Source organism: Schumannella sp. 10F1B-5-1 (assembly GCF_006517535.1).
Classification (GTDB): domain Bacteria; phylum Actinomycetota; class Actinomycetes; order Actinomycetales; family Microbacteriaceae; genus Schumannella.
The window spans coordinates 35,267-48,190 of the sequence record NZ_VHQH01000038.1 but is presented as its reverse complement, the minus strand read 5'-3'; the positions used below and the strand labels follow the sequence as shown (position 1 = coordinate 48,190).

Genomic DNA, 12,924 nt, shown 5'->3' with positions numbered 1-12,924 from the left:
TACCGTTACGTAACGTGAGGTTTGAGCCATGAGCGAGCTGAGCGAGCCCAGCGAGGCGATCGCCGCCAGCGCCCCCGCGCCGCGCACCCACCGCATCGGCGAGGTCGCCGAGGCGAACGGGCTCTCGCTGCGTTCGCTGCGCCACTGGGACGAGGTCGGCCTGCTCACCCCGAGCGGCCGCACCGCCGGCGGATTCCGCGAGTACACCGACGCCGACCTCGAGCGCCTGCTGCTCATCCGTCGCATGAAGCCCCTCGGCTACACGCTCGAGCAGATGGGCGAGCTGCTCGCGGTCGTCGACGACGTGGATGCGCCGGGCCGCGCATCCACGCTGGCGACCTGGCTCGACGACGCCCGCACCCGGCAGGAGGACCTGCACCGCAAGGCGGGCATGGCCGACGAGTTCGTCGAGCGACTGGCCGGGGTCGCCGCCGACGCGTCGGTCTGACGCCCGGCCTGGGCCGGCGGCCTGACAGCCCCGGGCGCGGGCGCGGCGCGCGCTCAGTAGACTCGGCCCCCGTGACCGAACGCACTCTCGTCCAGCAGCTCGCCTCCACCCCCGACGGTCCCGTCCGCGTGGCCGGATGGGTCGAGACGGTGCGCGATCAGAAGAAGGTGCAGTTCATCGTGCTGCGCGACGAGTCCGGCGCGGTGCAGCTCGTGCACCCGCGCACCGACGTCGGCGAGAACCCGGTCGACGACCCGATCGCCGCCGAGATCTCGGCCCTCACGCACGGCACCTTCCTCAGCGTCGAGGGCGACCTCAAGGCCGACGAGCGCGTCAAGCTCGGCGGACTCGAGGTCAAGATCCAGTCGCTGGATGTCGCCGGAGCCGCCTTCCCCGAGCCCCCGATCACGGCCGAGTCGTCGATCGACAAGCGCCTCGACTGGCGCTTCCTCGACCTGCGCCGCCCCGAGCAGAACCTCATCGCGCGCGTGCAGACCACGTTCGAGCACGCGCTGCGCACCTGGTGGATCGACAACGACTTCCTCGAGATCCACACCCCGAAGCTCATGGCGAGCGCCTCGGAGAGCCGCGCCGAGCTGTTCGAGGTCGGCTACTTCGAGACCACCGCCTACCTCGCACAGAGCCCGCAGTTCTTCAAGCAGATGGCCCAGCCGGCCGGCTTCGGCAAGGTGTTCGAGATCGCGCCGGCGTTCCGCGCCGACCCGTCGTTCACGAGCCGTCACGCGACCGAGTTCATCAGCGTCGACAGCGAGTTCAGCTGGATCGACTCGCACGAGGACGTCATGGCCGTGCACGAGCAGCTGCTCGTCGCCGGGCTCACTGCGGTCGAGGCCAAGCACGGCGAGGCGATCCAGGAGCTGTTCGGCATCGACCTGCAGGTTCCGACGGCGCCGTTCCCGCGCATCCCGCTCGCCGAGGTGCGCCGCATCGTCGCCGAGGGCGGCTACGAGATCCCGCGCGCCGACGGCGACCTCGACCCCGAGGCCGAGCGCCGCATCAGCGAGTGGGTCAAGGCCAACCACGGCTCCGACTTCGTCTTCGTCACCGACTACGACTCGAGCATCCGCCCCTTCTACCACCAGCGTCATGAGGGCGACGGCTCGATCACCAAGAGCTACGACCTCATCTACAACGGCGCCGAGATCTCGACCGGAGCCCAGCGCGAGCACCGCGTCGACGTGCTGATCGAGCAGGCGAAGGAGAAGGGCCTCGACCCCGAGGAGCTCGAGTTCTACCTCGACTTCTTCCGCCACGGCGTGCCGCCGCACGGCGGCTTCGGCATGGGTCTCGCCCGCGTGATCATGCTGATGCTCGGCCTGCCGTCGATCCGCGAGGTCATCTACCTCTTCCGCGGGCCGAACCGCCTGCAGCCGTAAGCGCCGCATCCCGCACGCGAAAGCCCTCCGTCAGATCTCTGGCGGAGGGCTTTTCGCTGACACGCCGAGTTCTCGCGTGCAGGCGGCGGCGTGTCGCGAGAAACCCTTCCCGCAGAGTGCGGAGGTGACCGTCTCAAGGAGTTGCTGCAACAGGTGGGGCGGATGTTGCTCATGCGCCCCGGGAGTCACAGCAACTCCTTGAGATGGTTCGCCGAAGGCGTCAGGTGTCGAAACGGGATGCGCGCTCGACCGTACGGCCCGCTCCCGCCGACGCGTCCCAGGCGTAGACCTCCGCGCCCTCGACGAACACGCGCTCGGCGCGCGAATTCACGTCGAGCGGATCGCCCGACCAGAGCACGAGGTCGCCGTCGAGCCCCACGGCCAGGGCGCCGATGCGGTCGTCGAGGCCGAGCATCCGCGCCGGGTTGATCGTCAGCGCCTCGAGGGCGGTCTGCGTGGGCAGCCCCTCCTTCACGGCGAGCGACGCCTGGTGCACGAGGAAGTCGATCGGCACGACCGGGTGGTCGGTCGTGATCGCGACCTGCACGCCGGCGCGGGCGAGCGCGGCGAGGTTCTTGATCGCGCGGTCCTTCAGCTCGACCTTCGAGCGGCTCGTGAACATGGGCCCGAAGATGACCGGGATGCCCTTCTCGGCGAGCACGTCGGCGACCTTGTCGCCCTCGGTGCCGTGGTTGATCACGAGCTTGTAGCCGAACTCCTCGGCCAGGCGGACGGCCGTGGCGATGTCGTCGTGACGGTGCACGTGCTGGTCCCAGACCAGGTCGCCGTCGAGCACGGCGGCGAGCGTCTCGAGCGCGAGGTCGCGCTTGAAGGCCTTGCCCTCGGTCGCGGCCTCGGCGCGGGTGGCGGCGTAGTGCCGCGCATCCTCGAAGGCCTGGCGCAGCACGTAGGCGACGCCGAGCCGGGTCGACGGCGTCTGCGACTTGGCGGCGTAGACGCGCTTCGGGTTCTCGCCGAGCGCCGACTTCACACTCACCTCGGGGCGCAGCAGCTGCTCGTCGATCGTGCGGCCGCCCCAGGTCTTGATCGCCACAGTGCGGCCGCCGATCACGTTGCCGCTGCCCGGCTTGACGACGACGCTCGTGATGCCGCCGCGCAGGGCGTCGCGGAATCCCTCGTCGTCGACGTCGATCGCATCCACCGCGCGCACGCCCGCCATGTTCGGCCCGGTCATCTCATTCGTGTCGTTGCCCTCGACGCCGATGCCCTCCTCGTGGATGCCGACGTGGCCGTGCGCCTCGAGGAAGCCGGGCAGCACCCAGCGGCCGCCCGCATCCACGACCGTCGCGCCCTCGGGGATGCCGACCTCGGCGACCGGGCCGAGCGCCGTGATGCGGCCGTGCTCGACGACGATCGCGCCGTCGGCGATCGGCTCGGCGGTCACCGGAATCAGGCGCGCGTTGACGATCGCCAGCGGGGGTCGGCCCGCCGTGGAGGCCGGGCGGTGCGGGAGCGGAGCGGGGGTCGACGTGTCGGAGCTCATGGGCTCCACGCTATTGCGGGGGCGGCGGCGAGCGCTGTGGATGATCCGCTCCCCCGCGCGAGGCCCCTGCCTACACTCGACGGATGGCCCGACGGACGCGCGACGCCCCGGTTCTCGCCTCGGATGTGGTGCGGCACTACATCGCGCTCGGCACGATGTTCGTGCTGTCGCTGCCGCTCGGCTGGGCGCTCGGGGCGGTCGGGCTCGCCCGCCGCGACCCGGTCAGCGTGTCGCTCGTGATCATCCTGGCGCTGTGGGCCGTCATGGCCGTCGTGATGATCGTGCTCGCCACGGTCGCCTTCGGCCGGGCCACCTCGGGCGAGCTGATGCGCGGGCTGCGCGCGACGAATCCGCGGCGCGGCCGGCTCTGGCGGCTGTGGTGGGGGTTCAACGGCGGCGGTGCGATCTACTGGGCCGGCGGCGGCACCGCGACGACCCTGATCGCGCTGCTCGCGATCGCCGTGCTCGGCGGCATCGTCACGTCACCCGGCCTGCTGCTGCTCGGCGGCGTCATCACGATCGCGACCAGCTTCGCGGCCAACATCGTGTCCTACGCCGTGCGCTACGCCCGCGCCTACGCCGAGGAGGGCGGACTCGAGTTCCCGGGCGGCGCCGAGCCGCGCTTCGCCGACTTCGTCTACTTCGCCGCGCAGGTGTCGACCACGTTCGCCGGCTCCGACGTGCAGGTGCGCTCGACGGCGATGCGCAAGATCGTGACGGTGCACAGCATCCTGTCGTTCACCTTCAACACGGTGGTCGTGGCGCTGGGCGTGAGCCTGCTGGTCGGCGGGATCGACTGAGTCGTCGACGACCCGGGATGCGCGGTCCCGCGCGGCCGGGAGCCCCGACCTCAGTCGGCGAGCGGCGACCCGGCGGGGCCGGCCGGGGGCGCGCAGCGCGACGCGCGCGGCGCGCAGCATCTGCCATCCGCCCCGGAACACGAGGTAGCCGGCGCCGCCGACGAGCAGCAGGCCGATCGTCGCCACCGTCACGTCGGGCTTGGGCGCCGAGGGCGTCTCGAGCCACACGCCGATGCCGACGAGCGACAGCGTGACCGCGACGCCGGCGAGGGCCAGCAGGATGCCGAGGCCGAAGCCGACCGCGGCGAGCAGACGTGAGCGACGCATCCCGATTCCCCCTCCGATCGGATGACCAGGCCATGGTCACCCGATCGGTCTACCCCGGTCTACGTCCCCGTTGAGGGGGCGGGATGGAATCGGTCGGCCCGCTCAGCGCGTCGCGGCGGCGGCGAGCGCCGTGCGCAGCCGGTCGGCGTCGACGCGCCAGATCGTGTGCACGCGGTCGTCGACCAGCACGACCGGGATCTCCTCGACGTACTTCTCGTGCAGCTCGGCGTCGTCGAGGATCGACAGCTCGCCGAGCTCGACTCCGGGGAACTCGGGCAGCACGCCCTCGATCACCGAACGGGCGTCGTCGCAGAGGTGACAGCCCGGCTTTCCGATGAGGGTGAGACGCGGCACTCGCCTAGACTAGGCCGACGATGAGCGACGTCACCGGCGAGACCCCGCGCGGTGACGCGGACGCGGATCCGGTCGCGGGCGGATCCTCGAGCGACCGCCCGATCGTCGCCTTCTTCGACGTCGACAACACGCTCATGCGCGGCACGAGCCTGTTCCACGTGGGCGTCGAGGCGTTCCGTCGCAAGGTCATCACCTGGCGCGACATCGCCCCGTTCGCCTGGCACCAGATGCGCTTCACCCGTGTCGGCGAGAACGACGCCCACCTGGCCTCCGCCCGCGAGCGCGCCCTCGAGCTCGTCGCCGGCAAGACGCCCGACGAGATCGCGCACCTGGCCGAGTCGATCTGGGAGGACCGCATCCACCCCCGGCTCTGGCCCGAGACCGTCGCCCTGGCCCAGGAGCACATCGCCAAGGGCCACGAGGTCTGGCTCATCTCGGCGACTCCGTGGGAGGTCGGCGACGTGATCGCCCGTCGCCTCGGACTCACGGGGGCACTGGGCACCCGCGTCGAGGTCGTCGACGGGCAGTACACGGGCAAGCTCGTCGGCCACGTCATGCACGGCGAGCGCAAGGCCGTCGCCGCACGCGAGCTGGTCGGCGCGATCGGCGCCCGACTCGAGGACTGCTGGGCCTACTCCGACAGCCGCAACGACCTGCCGCTGCTCAACCTGGTCGGCAACCGCGTCGTGGTGAACCCGGATGCGCTGCTCGAGCGTCACGCGAGCGAGCACGGCTGGCCGGTGCTGCAGCTCAAGAGCTCGAGCCTGCGCGAGGCGCAGAAGCGGGTGAAGCGCGAGGCGCGGGCGGTGCGCAAGAGCGCGCGGCGCGCATCCCCCACCGCTCCCCTGCAGCACCGCTCCGAAGCCGACGAGGCCTAAGAGGCCCAGGAACGAAGAAGAGCCCCGGACCTGACGGCCCGGGGCTCTCGAAACGACCTAGTCGGTCGTCACTTCTTGTTGCGACGCTGGTGACGCGTCTTGCGAAGCAGCTTGCGGTGCTTCTTCTTCGCCATGCGCTTGCGGCGCTTCTTGATGACGGAACCCATAGTTCACCTCGAATCGTTCGGTTCGCGGACACCCGGGTCCGTGCCGAACCTCGGAAAAGCCAACCGCGACATTCTAGCCGAGGCTGGCCGGGAGCGTTTCCGCCCCGGATGCGGACCGTTCACGACCAGGTCGTGAGGCCCGCGGACGACGTGCGAGCGCTCAGCCGACCTGGCTGTCGCCGAGCCCGATGGCCGACGAGACCGCCGACTCGGGGATGCGGTACGACCGCCCGAAGCGCACGGCCGGCAGCTCGCCCGCGTGCACCATCCGGTACACGGTCATGGTCGACACGCGCATCATCTCCGCCACCTCGGCGACGGTGAGAAAGCGCACGTCGGAGAGTTCCCCTGCCATTCGAGCCCCTGAGTTCCAGCACGCGAGTGCGGTGCGATCCAGTCCACGAGCACGCTGTGACCAGTGTGACTGGAGTGCTCGAGCGTGAGCATAGGGGCAGATGTGGATGCGCGTCTAGGGGTTCCCTCAGCACCTGCTGTGCGCATCCGCCCCCAGTGCAGGTGCCGTCGCGCGGGCGCCGTGACGCAACTCAGCACGAGCCCGCCCACGTGACCCGCGTCGGTCGCCGAGCGCGATCCCTGCTGAGTTGCGTCGTCGAAGCGCGGTGCGCGAGCACGCGCGTCCCGCGAACGCCGCGAGCGCGGGGTTCAGCCGCGCTTCGCCCAGGGCAGCGCCTCGCCCAGCTCGCCGAGCCGCTCCTGCGCGCCGGCCAGCGCCGAGCGCGCGCCGAAGGCGGTCGTGGCGGCGGCGCGGCCGAGCCGGCTGCCGACCTCGGTGCCGGCCCAGGCGGCGTAGACGGGGGCGAGGGGGTCGGGTTCGCGGTCGGCGGCGGTCACGCCCGCGGCCTCGGCGAAGGGGCCGATGAACTGCTCGACCTCGATGAGCGGCTCCGGGTCGAGCCGGTAGTAGCGGTGCTGCCCCTCTTCGCGCACGGTCACGAGTCCGTGCTCGCGCAGCGTCTTGAGGTGCTTCGACACGGTGGGCTGGCTGATGCCGAGCTCGATGACGAGCTGACCCACGCTGATCTCGCCGGCCACGCCGGGGCGGGGTGCGAGCTGCAGGAGCCGCCCGAGCAGCTGTCGTCGGGTGGGGTCTGCGACCACGTCGAAGATGTCCGCCATTCCTCAAACCTAGTCGGGCATCCCTCGGGGATACCATGGCCCGCGTCGTCGGGATGCGCCCGGCCGCACGAGACCCGGGGGTGGCGATGCGCACGAAGCCCGTGCAGCGCGACCCCCTGCTCTACCGCCTGCGCGAGGGCGTCGAGGATTTCGCTGGCTCGACCCCGGCGCGCTTCGCGCTCACGGTGTTCGGCATCCTGATCCTGCTCTTCACCGGCCTGTTCCTGCTGCCGATCTCGACGACCTCGGGCGAGGTGCCGAACCTCATCGACGCCGCGTTCACGGCGGTGTCGGTCATCTGCGTGACGGGCCTCTCGACCGTCGACATGGCGACCTACTGGTCGGGCTGGGGCCATCTGTTCGTGTTCATCGGCGTCGAGATCGGCGGCATCGGCGTGCTCACGCTGGCGTCGATCCTCGGGCTCGTGATCAGCCGCAAGCTGGGCCTGCGCACTCGGCTGATCGCGGCCGGGGATGCGAACCCGCTGCGACTGCGCAAGGGCCCGGTCTCCGAGGGGCAGGCCGTGCGGCTCGGCGAGACCGGAAGCCTGCTGCGCACGGTCGCGCTGAGCGTGCTGGTGATCGAGGCGGGCGTCGCGGCGCTGCTGTTCCCGCGCATGCTCATCCAGGGCGTCGACCCGCTCAGCGCCGCCTGGCAGTCGGTCTACATCTCGGCGATGGCGTTCACGAACACCGGATTCCTGCCGACCTCCGAGGGCCTCGACCCCTACGCGACCGACCCGTGGTTTCTGACGGTGCTGATGATCGGGGTGTTCCTCGGCGCGATCGGCTTCCCGGTGATCTACGTGCTGAGCAGGCATCTGCTGCATCCGCGCCAGTGGTCGCTGCACGTGAAGCTGTCGCTGGTCACCTCGCTGTTCCTGCTAGTGGCCGGCGCCGTCGTGTTCTTCGTGCTCGAGTTCGACAATGCGGCGTCGATGAAGGGCATGGACCCGGGCCAGCGCATCCTGCAGAGCTTCTTCATCTCATCGATGGCGAGGTCGGGCGGATTCGCGACCCTCGACATGCACCAGTTCGACGGGTCGAGCCTGATGGTCATCGACATGCTGATGTTCGTCGGCGGCGGCTCGGCGTCGACCGCCGGCGGCATCAAGGTCACGACGCTGGCGATCCTGTTCCTCGCGGCGTTCGCCGAGGCCAAGGGCGTGGATGACATGGAGGCCTTCGAGCGCCGCATCCCGCCCGATGTGCTGCGGCTGGCGGTGAGCGTGGTGCTGTGGGGCGCCACGACGGTCGCGGTGTCATCGGTGCTGCTGCTGTGGATCACCCCCGATGAGCGGCTGGACTACATCCTGTTCGACGCGATCAGCGCGTTCGCGACCTGCGGACTGTCGACCGGATTCACCGCATCCGCCTCGGAACCGGCACAGTGGATCCTGGCGGCCACCATGTTCTTCGGGCGCATCGGCACGGTGACCCTGGCCGCCGCGCTCGCGTCGTCGACCCGGCGGCAGCTGTTCAGGCGACCGGAAGAGAGGCCCATCGTTGGTTGACAGGATCCCCGCGGATGCGCCGGTGCTCGTCATCGGACTCGGCCGCTTCGGCGCCGCCACCGCCGGTCAGCTCGAGCGGCTCGACCGCGACGTGCTCGTCGTCGACGAGGACGCCGGCCTCGTGCAGAAGTGGTCGGAGCGCGTCACCCACGCCGTGCAGGCGGATGCGCGCTCGATCGACGCCCTGCGCCAGATCGGCGCCGGCGACTTCCCGATCGCGGTGGTCGCGGTGGGCTCGTCGATCGAGGCGAGCGTGCTGATCACGGCGAACCTGGTCGACCTCAAGATCCCGCAGATCTGGGCGAAGGCGATCAGTCAGTCGCACGGCAAGATCCTGTCGCGCATCGGCGCGAACCACGTGATCTACCCCGAGGCCGAGGCCGGCGAGCGCGTCGCGCACCTGGTCAACGGCCGCATGATCGACTTCATCGAGTTCGACGACGACTTCGCGGTCGTCAAGATGTACCCGCCGAAGCCGATCCGCGGCATGTCGCTCGCCGACTCGCAGGTGCGCAAGAAGTTCGGCGTGACGGTCGTGGGCGTCAAGAGCCCCGGCAAGGACTTCACCTACGCGACGCCCGAGACCGTCGTCTCGAACCACGATCTGATCATCGCCAGCGGCAACTCGAAGGACATCGAGCGCTTCGCCCAGAGCTCCTGAGGCGAGCTCTCCAGCCGGGATGCGCGCTCAGCGCCCCTCGGCGATCTCCTGCGTGCGCTGGATCGCGGCCTGGGATGCGCGGGCGAAGAGTCCGGCCAGGTCGCCCGACTCGAGCACCTCGACGGCCTTCTCGGTGGTGCCCTTCGGGCTGGTGACGCGACGGCGCAGCTCGGCCGCATCCACGTCGTCGCCGGCGGCGGCGAGCAGCTCGCTCGCGCCGCGGAACGTGCCCTCGACCATGGTCCTCGCCTGCTCGGCGTCGAAGCCGAGACCGCGGGCGACCTCGATGTACTTCTCGATGAAGAGGAACACGAACGCCGGGCCCGAGCCCGATATCGTCGAGAGCGCGGCGATCTGGTCCTCCTCGACGACGACGACCGAGCCGACGGTCTCGAACAGGCGGGCGACGAGCGCCACGTCGTCGTCGGAGGCGCGCGAGCCGCCCGCGACGCCGGTCACACCGAGCCCGACGGTCGACGGCGTGTTCGGCATCGAGCGCACGACGACGTTCGGAATGCGCTCCTCCATGCTCGCCGCCGTGACGCCGGCGGCGAGGCTGACGACGATCGCATCGGGCTCGAGGTGGTCGCGGATGTCGTCGAGCAGATCGGCGACCATGTAGGGCTTCACGCCGATCAGCACGATCTTCGCGCCCGTCAGCGCGAGCGCGCTGCCCTCGGCGTCGCGCTCGAGGGCGTAGGAGGTCACGCCGTCGCCGGCCAGCGCATCCGCCTTCGCGACCGTGCGGTTGGTGACGCGGATGCCGCCGTCGACATGCACGTCGGGCGAGCGCAGACCGCTGAGGATCGCCCCTCCCATCGAGCCGGCTCCGAGGATCGCGATGGCAGGAAGATCAGTCACTCTCGCAAGTGTAGGTTTGGGGGCACTGTCGAGACGAGACGAGGTGCGGTTCGTGAGCGCGAGCGGTGGCAGCAAGGCGATCCTGGCGGCGATGGGAGCCAACCTCGGCATCGCGATCACGAAGTTCATCGCGTTCCTCTTCTCCGGCTCGAGCTCGATGCTCGCCGAGAGCGTGCACTCGCTCGCCGACACCGCCAACCAGGTGCTGCTGCTGATCGGCGGCCGGCGCGCGAAGAAGGCGGCGGATGCGGAGCACCCGTTCGGCTACGGTCGCGTGCGCTACCTCTACGCCTTCATCGTCTCGATCATCCTGTTCACGATCGGCGGCGTGTTCTCGATCTATGAGGGCATCGAGAAGCTGCAGCACCCGCACGAGCTCGAGAACGTGTGGCTGCCGCTCGTCGTGCTGGGCATCGCGATCGTGCTCGAGGGCTTCTCGCTGCGCACCGCGATCAACGAGTCGCGTCCGTTCAAGGGCGACGGCACCTGGGTGCAGTTCGTGCGGCGCGCGAAGGCGCCCGAGCTGCCGGTCGTGCTGCTCGAGGACACGGCGGCGCTCACCGGCCTCGTCTTCGCCGCACTCGGCGTCGGACTCACCGCGATCACGGGCAACGCCGCATTCGACGCGATCGGGACCCTGCTCATCGGCATCCTGCTGGTGCTCGTGGCGATCATCCTGGGCATCGAGACCAAGAGCCTGCTGATCGGCGAGGGCGCGAGCCCCGAGGAGACCGTGCGCATCCGCGACGCCTTCAACGCCCACCAGCAGGTCGAAGCGCTCATCCACATGAAGACGCTCTACCTCGGCCCCGACGAGCTGCTCGTCGCCGCCAAGGTCGCCCTGCCGCGGGCGACGCGCCTGCCCGAGATCGCCTCGGCGATCAACACGATCGAGTCCGACATCCGCGAGGCCGTGCCGCAGGCGCGCGTGATCTACATCGAGCCCGACATCTACATCCCGTCGGCGGCGGATGCGCCCTCGACCGACCGCATCATCATCAAGTCGGCCGACTGACGCCCCCAGTCCACGGCACGAGGGCCCGGAATCCGGCGCGCTTCCAGGTCGCTCGGGGTCGCGCGTTGCTAGCGTGACCGCATGCCGGGCCGGAGCGAACGCGACACGACCGTGCCCGCGACCCGCGCCCGGCACGGGCGCCAGCGACGCCGCGGCGCCGCGCGCACCATCGCCGGCGTGCTCGCCCTGACCCTCGCGGTCGGCGTGATCAGCGCCGGATCGGTCGCCGCCTTCGCGGTCTACCGCATCTCGAACACGATCTCGAAGAACGCCGTCAGCATCACGCAGGAGGGCCAGAAGCCGCCCAAGGTCGGCGCGATCTCGGGCCCCGTCAACCTGCTGCTCGTCGGCAGCGACTCCGGTGGCGGCAACAGCAGCTACGGCGACCGCGGCGAGAACCTCAACGACGTCACGATCCTGGTGCACATCTCGCCGGTGTCGAAGTCGGTCACGGCCCTCAGCATCCCGCGCGACCTCTACGGCCCCCAGGCCGCCTGCACCCGCGACAACGGCAGCAAGGCCTCGGCCGTCAGCCAGGTCAAGTTCAACGAGGCGCTCTCGCGCGGCGGGCTCGGCTGCGTCGCCGCCGCCGTCACCGGCCTCACGGGCCTGAACGTCGACTACGCCGCCAAGATCGAGTTCGACGGCGTCGTCGCCATGTCGGATGCGGTCGGCGGTGTCGAGGTCTGCCTCGCCACCCCGATCGACGACCCCAAGTCGGGCCTCGACCTGCCGGCGGGGTCGAGCACGATCCAGGGCGCTCAGGCGCTCGCGTTCCTGCGCACCCGCCACGGCCTGCCCGACGGCAGCGACCTCATGCGCATCGGCAACCAGCAGGTCTTCATGTCGGCGCTGATCCGCAAGATCAGGAGCGCCGATACGCTCACCAACCCGGTCACGCTCTACAACCTGGCCACGGCCGCCGCCGACAACATGCAGCTCAGCACCGAGCTCGCGAACAACGAGACGATGATCTCGATCGCCGTCGCGCTGAAGGACATCCCGGCCGACCGCATCTCGTTCGTGCAGTACCCGTCGACGCCGACCTACATCAACGGAGTCAGCGTGACGATCGCCAACAAGCGCGACGCGACGATCCTCACCGACGCCATCGCCGCCGACCAGGCCGTCACGGCCGGCAAGCTGGGCGGGGCTGCGGTCGACAGCGGCGCCTCGGCGGATCCCACGCAGACCGCGTCGCCGGGCGCGAGCGCGTCGGGCGACCCCTCGGGGGCGGCATCCGCCGACCCGAACACCCCCGTCGAGCTGCCGAGCAGCATCACCGGCCAGTCGGCGGCGCAGCAGACCTGCTCGCGCGGTCAGACCGGCTGAGCGGGTCTCCCGACAGCACGTCGCCCGCGCCCCGCAGCGCTCCGCCAGCGCTCCGCCAGCGCCTCGCCGGCGCTCCGCTAGCGCTTCGCGTCGAAGAACCGCTCGAGCACGGCCCCGCACTCGGCCTCGAGCACGCCCGGCACGACCTCGACGCGGTGGTTCTGCCGGCGGTCGCGCAGCAGATCGTGCTGGCTGCCGGCGGCGCCCGCCTTCGCATCCCAGGCCCCGAAGACGACCCGCGGGATGCGCGCCGCGACGATCGCGCCGGCGCAGAGCACGCACGGCTCGAGCGTGACCACGAGCGTCGTGTCGGCCAGGTGCCAGTCGCGGGTCAGCGCGGCCGCGCGCCGGATCGCGACGACCTCGGCGTGCGCCGTCGGATCCTGGTTGAGCTCGCGCTCGTTGCGCCCGGTCGCGAGCAGCTCGCCCGCGCCGTCGAGCAGCACCGCGCCGACCGGCACATCGCCGCCGCGCTCGGCCAGGTCGGCCTCGGCGAGGGCCCGGCGCATCCACGGCTCCCAGATCGCGA

The 12,924-nt window shown here is 70.6% G+C and carries 15 protein-coding genes; 8 read left to right on the top strand and 7 right to left on the bottom strand.

What is annotated here, in order from left to right; all coding sequences use genetic code 11:
• Window positions 1–28 precede the first annotated feature (28 nt).
• Window positions 29–448: a MerR family transcriptional regulator gene (locus tag FJ658_RS09145; protein WP_141145085.1), complete on the top strand. Its 420-nt coding sequence runs from the start codon at window positions 29–31 to the stop codon at window positions 446–448.
• 71 nt (window positions 449–519) lie between these two features.
• Window positions 520–1,845, top strand: coding sequence for an aspartate--tRNA(Asn) ligase (gene aspS / locus FJ658_RS09140; protein WP_141145084.1), 1,326 nt, complete (start codon window positions 520–522; stop codon window positions 1,843–1,845).
• 220 nt (window positions 1,846–2,065) lie between these two features.
• Here the strand turns inward: aspS and FJ658_RS09135 are convergent, their stop codons facing one another.
• The gene (locus FJ658_RS09135) at window positions 2,066–3,349 is read right to left on the bottom strand and encodes an amidohydrolase (RefSeq protein WP_141145083.1); all 1,284 of its coding nucleotides are present in this window, start codon (window positions 3,347–3,349) and stop codon (window positions 2,066–2,068) included.
• 83 nt (window positions 3,350–3,432) lie between these two features.
• Here FJ658_RS09135 and FJ658_RS09130 point away from each other — a divergent pair, with 83 nt between their 5' ends.
• On the top strand, window positions 3,433–4,149 hold the full coding sequence (locus tag FJ658_RS09130; protein ID WP_141145082.1) for a DUF1345 domain-containing protein: 717 nt from the start codon (window positions 3,433–3,435) through the stop codon (window positions 4,147–4,149).
• Window positions 4,150–4,578: 429 nt separating this feature from the next.
• Here the strand turns inward: FJ658_RS09130 and FJ658_RS09125 are convergent, their stop codons facing one another.
• Window positions 4,579–4,830 (bottom strand): glutaredoxin family protein, encoded by a 252-nt coding sequence (locus FJ658_RS09125; RefSeq protein WP_141145081.1) that lies wholly within the window; start codon window positions 4,828–4,830, stop codon window positions 4,579–4,581.
• A 20-nt stretch (window positions 4,831–4,850) separates the two neighbouring features.
• Between FJ658_RS09125 and FJ658_RS09120 the strand changes: the two genes are divergently transcribed.
• Entirely contained in the window at window positions 4,851–5,708 is an 858-nt protein-coding gene (locus FJ658_RS09120) for an HAD family phosphatase (RefSeq protein WP_141145080.1), read from the top strand.
• A 68-nt stretch (window positions 5,709–5,776) separates the two neighbouring features.
• On the opposite strand, the gene FJ658_RS09115 is transcribed toward FJ658_RS09120, so the two are convergent.
• The 3 genes from FJ658_RS09115 to FJ658_RS16115 all read right to left on the bottom strand — a co-directional run bounded on the left by FJ658_RS09115 (window position 5,777) and on the right by FJ658_RS16115 (window position 7,012).
• The gene (locus FJ658_RS09115) at window positions 5,777–5,875 is read right to left on the bottom strand and encodes a 30S ribosomal protein bS22 (RefSeq protein ID WP_003792170.1); all 99 of its coding nucleotides are present in this window, start codon (window positions 5,873–5,875) and stop codon (window positions 5,777–5,779) included.
• Window positions 5,876–6,035: 160 nt separating this feature from the next.
• A complete protein-coding gene (locus tag FJ658_RS09110) occupies window positions 6,036–6,230 on the bottom strand; it encodes a helix-turn-helix domain-containing protein (RefSeq protein ID WP_141145079.1) in 195 nt (64 codons plus the stop codon).
• A 308-nt stretch (window positions 6,231–6,538) separates the two neighbouring features.
• Window positions 6,539–7,012 (bottom strand): helix-turn-helix transcriptional regulator, encoded by a 474-nt coding sequence (locus tag FJ658_RS16115; protein ID WP_181408395.1) that lies wholly within the window; start codon window positions 7,010–7,012, stop codon window positions 6,539–6,541.
• 86 nt (window positions 7,013–7,098) lie between these two features.
• On the opposite strand from FJ658_RS16115, the gene FJ658_RS09100 reads away from it, so the two are divergent.
• The gene (locus tag FJ658_RS09100) at window positions 7,099–8,526 is read left to right on the top strand and encodes a TrkH family potassium uptake protein (protein WP_141145367.1); all 1,428 of its coding nucleotides are present in this window, start codon (window positions 7,099–7,101) and stop codon (window positions 8,524–8,526) included.
• Window positions 8,519–9,187, top strand: a complete 669-nt coding sequence (locus tag FJ658_RS09095) for a TrkA family potassium uptake protein (RefSeq protein WP_141145078.1) — start codon at window positions 8,519–8,521, stop codon at window positions 9,185–9,187. Before FJ658_RS09100 ends, FJ658_RS09095 begins: the two co-directional genes overlap by 8 nt.
• A gap of 27 nt (window positions 9,188–9,214) precedes the next feature.
• On the opposite strand, the gene proC is transcribed toward FJ658_RS09095, so the two are convergent.
• Window positions 9,215–10,048 carry a pyrroline-5-carboxylate reductase gene (proC, locus tag FJ658_RS09090; protein ID WP_255447650.1) on the bottom strand — a complete coding sequence of 278 codons (834 nt, stop codon included), beginning with the start codon at window positions 10,046–10,048 and terminating at the stop codon, window positions 9,215–9,217.
• Between the two features lie 52 nt (window positions 10,049–10,100).
• Between proC and FJ658_RS09085 the strand changes: the two genes are divergently transcribed.
• Complete coding sequence (locus FJ658_RS09085; protein ID WP_141145077.1) at window positions 10,101–11,063, top strand: cation diffusion facilitator family transporter; 963 nt, start codon at window positions 10,101–10,103, stop codon at window positions 11,061–11,063.
• 81 nt (window positions 11,064–11,144) lie between these two features.
• Window positions 11,145–12,395, top strand: coding sequence for an LCP family protein (locus FJ658_RS09080; RefSeq protein ID WP_255447649.1), 1,251 nt, complete (start codon window positions 11,145–11,147; stop codon window positions 12,393–12,395).
• 77 nt (window positions 12,396–12,472) lie between these two features.
• On the opposite strand, the gene tadA is transcribed toward FJ658_RS09080, so the two are convergent.
• Window positions 12,473–12,904: a tRNA adenosine(34) deaminase TadA gene (gene tadA / locus FJ658_RS09075; RefSeq protein ID WP_219995759.1), complete on the bottom strand. Its 432-nt coding sequence runs from the start codon at window positions 12,902–12,904 to the stop codon at window positions 12,473–12,475.
• Window positions 12,905–12,924: the final 20 nt, after the last annotated feature.

Bases quoted from the DNA above. Each gene is read 5' to 3' on its own strand.
- FJ658_RS09145 (WP_141145085.1), top strand. From the start codon at position 29: ATGAGCGAGCTGAGCGAGCCCAGCGAGGCGATCGCCGCCAGCGCCCCC.
- FJ658_RS09135 (WP_141145083.1), bottom strand. From the start codon at position 3,349: ATGAGCTCCGACACGTCGACCCCCGCTCCGCTCCCGCACCGCCCGGCC.
- FJ658_RS09130 (WP_141145082.1), top strand. From the start codon at position 3,433: ATGGCCCGACGGACGCGCGACGCCCCGGTTCTCGCCTCGGATGTGGTG.
- FJ658_RS09120 (WP_141145080.1), top strand. From the start codon at position 4,851: ATGAGCGACGTCACCGGCGAGACCCCGCGCGGTGACGCGGACGCGGAT.
- FJ658_RS09115 (WP_003792170.1), bottom strand. From the start codon at position 5,875: ATGGGTTCCGTCATCAAGAAGCGCCGCAAGCGCATGGCGAAGAAGAAG.
- FJ658_RS09110 (WP_141145079.1), bottom strand. From the start codon at position 6,230: ATGGCAGGGGAACTCTCCGACGTGCGCTTTCTCACCGTCGCCGAGGTG.
- FJ658_RS16115 (WP_181408395.1), bottom strand. From the start codon at position 7,012: ATGGCGGACATCTTCGACGTGGTCGCAGACCCCACCCGACGACAGCTG.
- FJ658_RS09100 (WP_141145367.1), top strand. From the start codon at position 7,099: ATGCGCACGAAGCCCGTGCAGCGCGACCCCCTGCTCTACCGCCTGCGC.
- FJ658_RS09080 (WP_255447649.1), top strand. From the start codon at position 11,145: ATGCCGGGCCGGAGCGAACGCGACACGACCGTGCCCGCGACCCGCGCC.
- tadA (WP_219995759.1), bottom strand. From the start codon at position 12,904: ATGCGCCGGGCCCTCGCCGAGGCCGACCTGGCCGAGCGCGGCGGCGAT.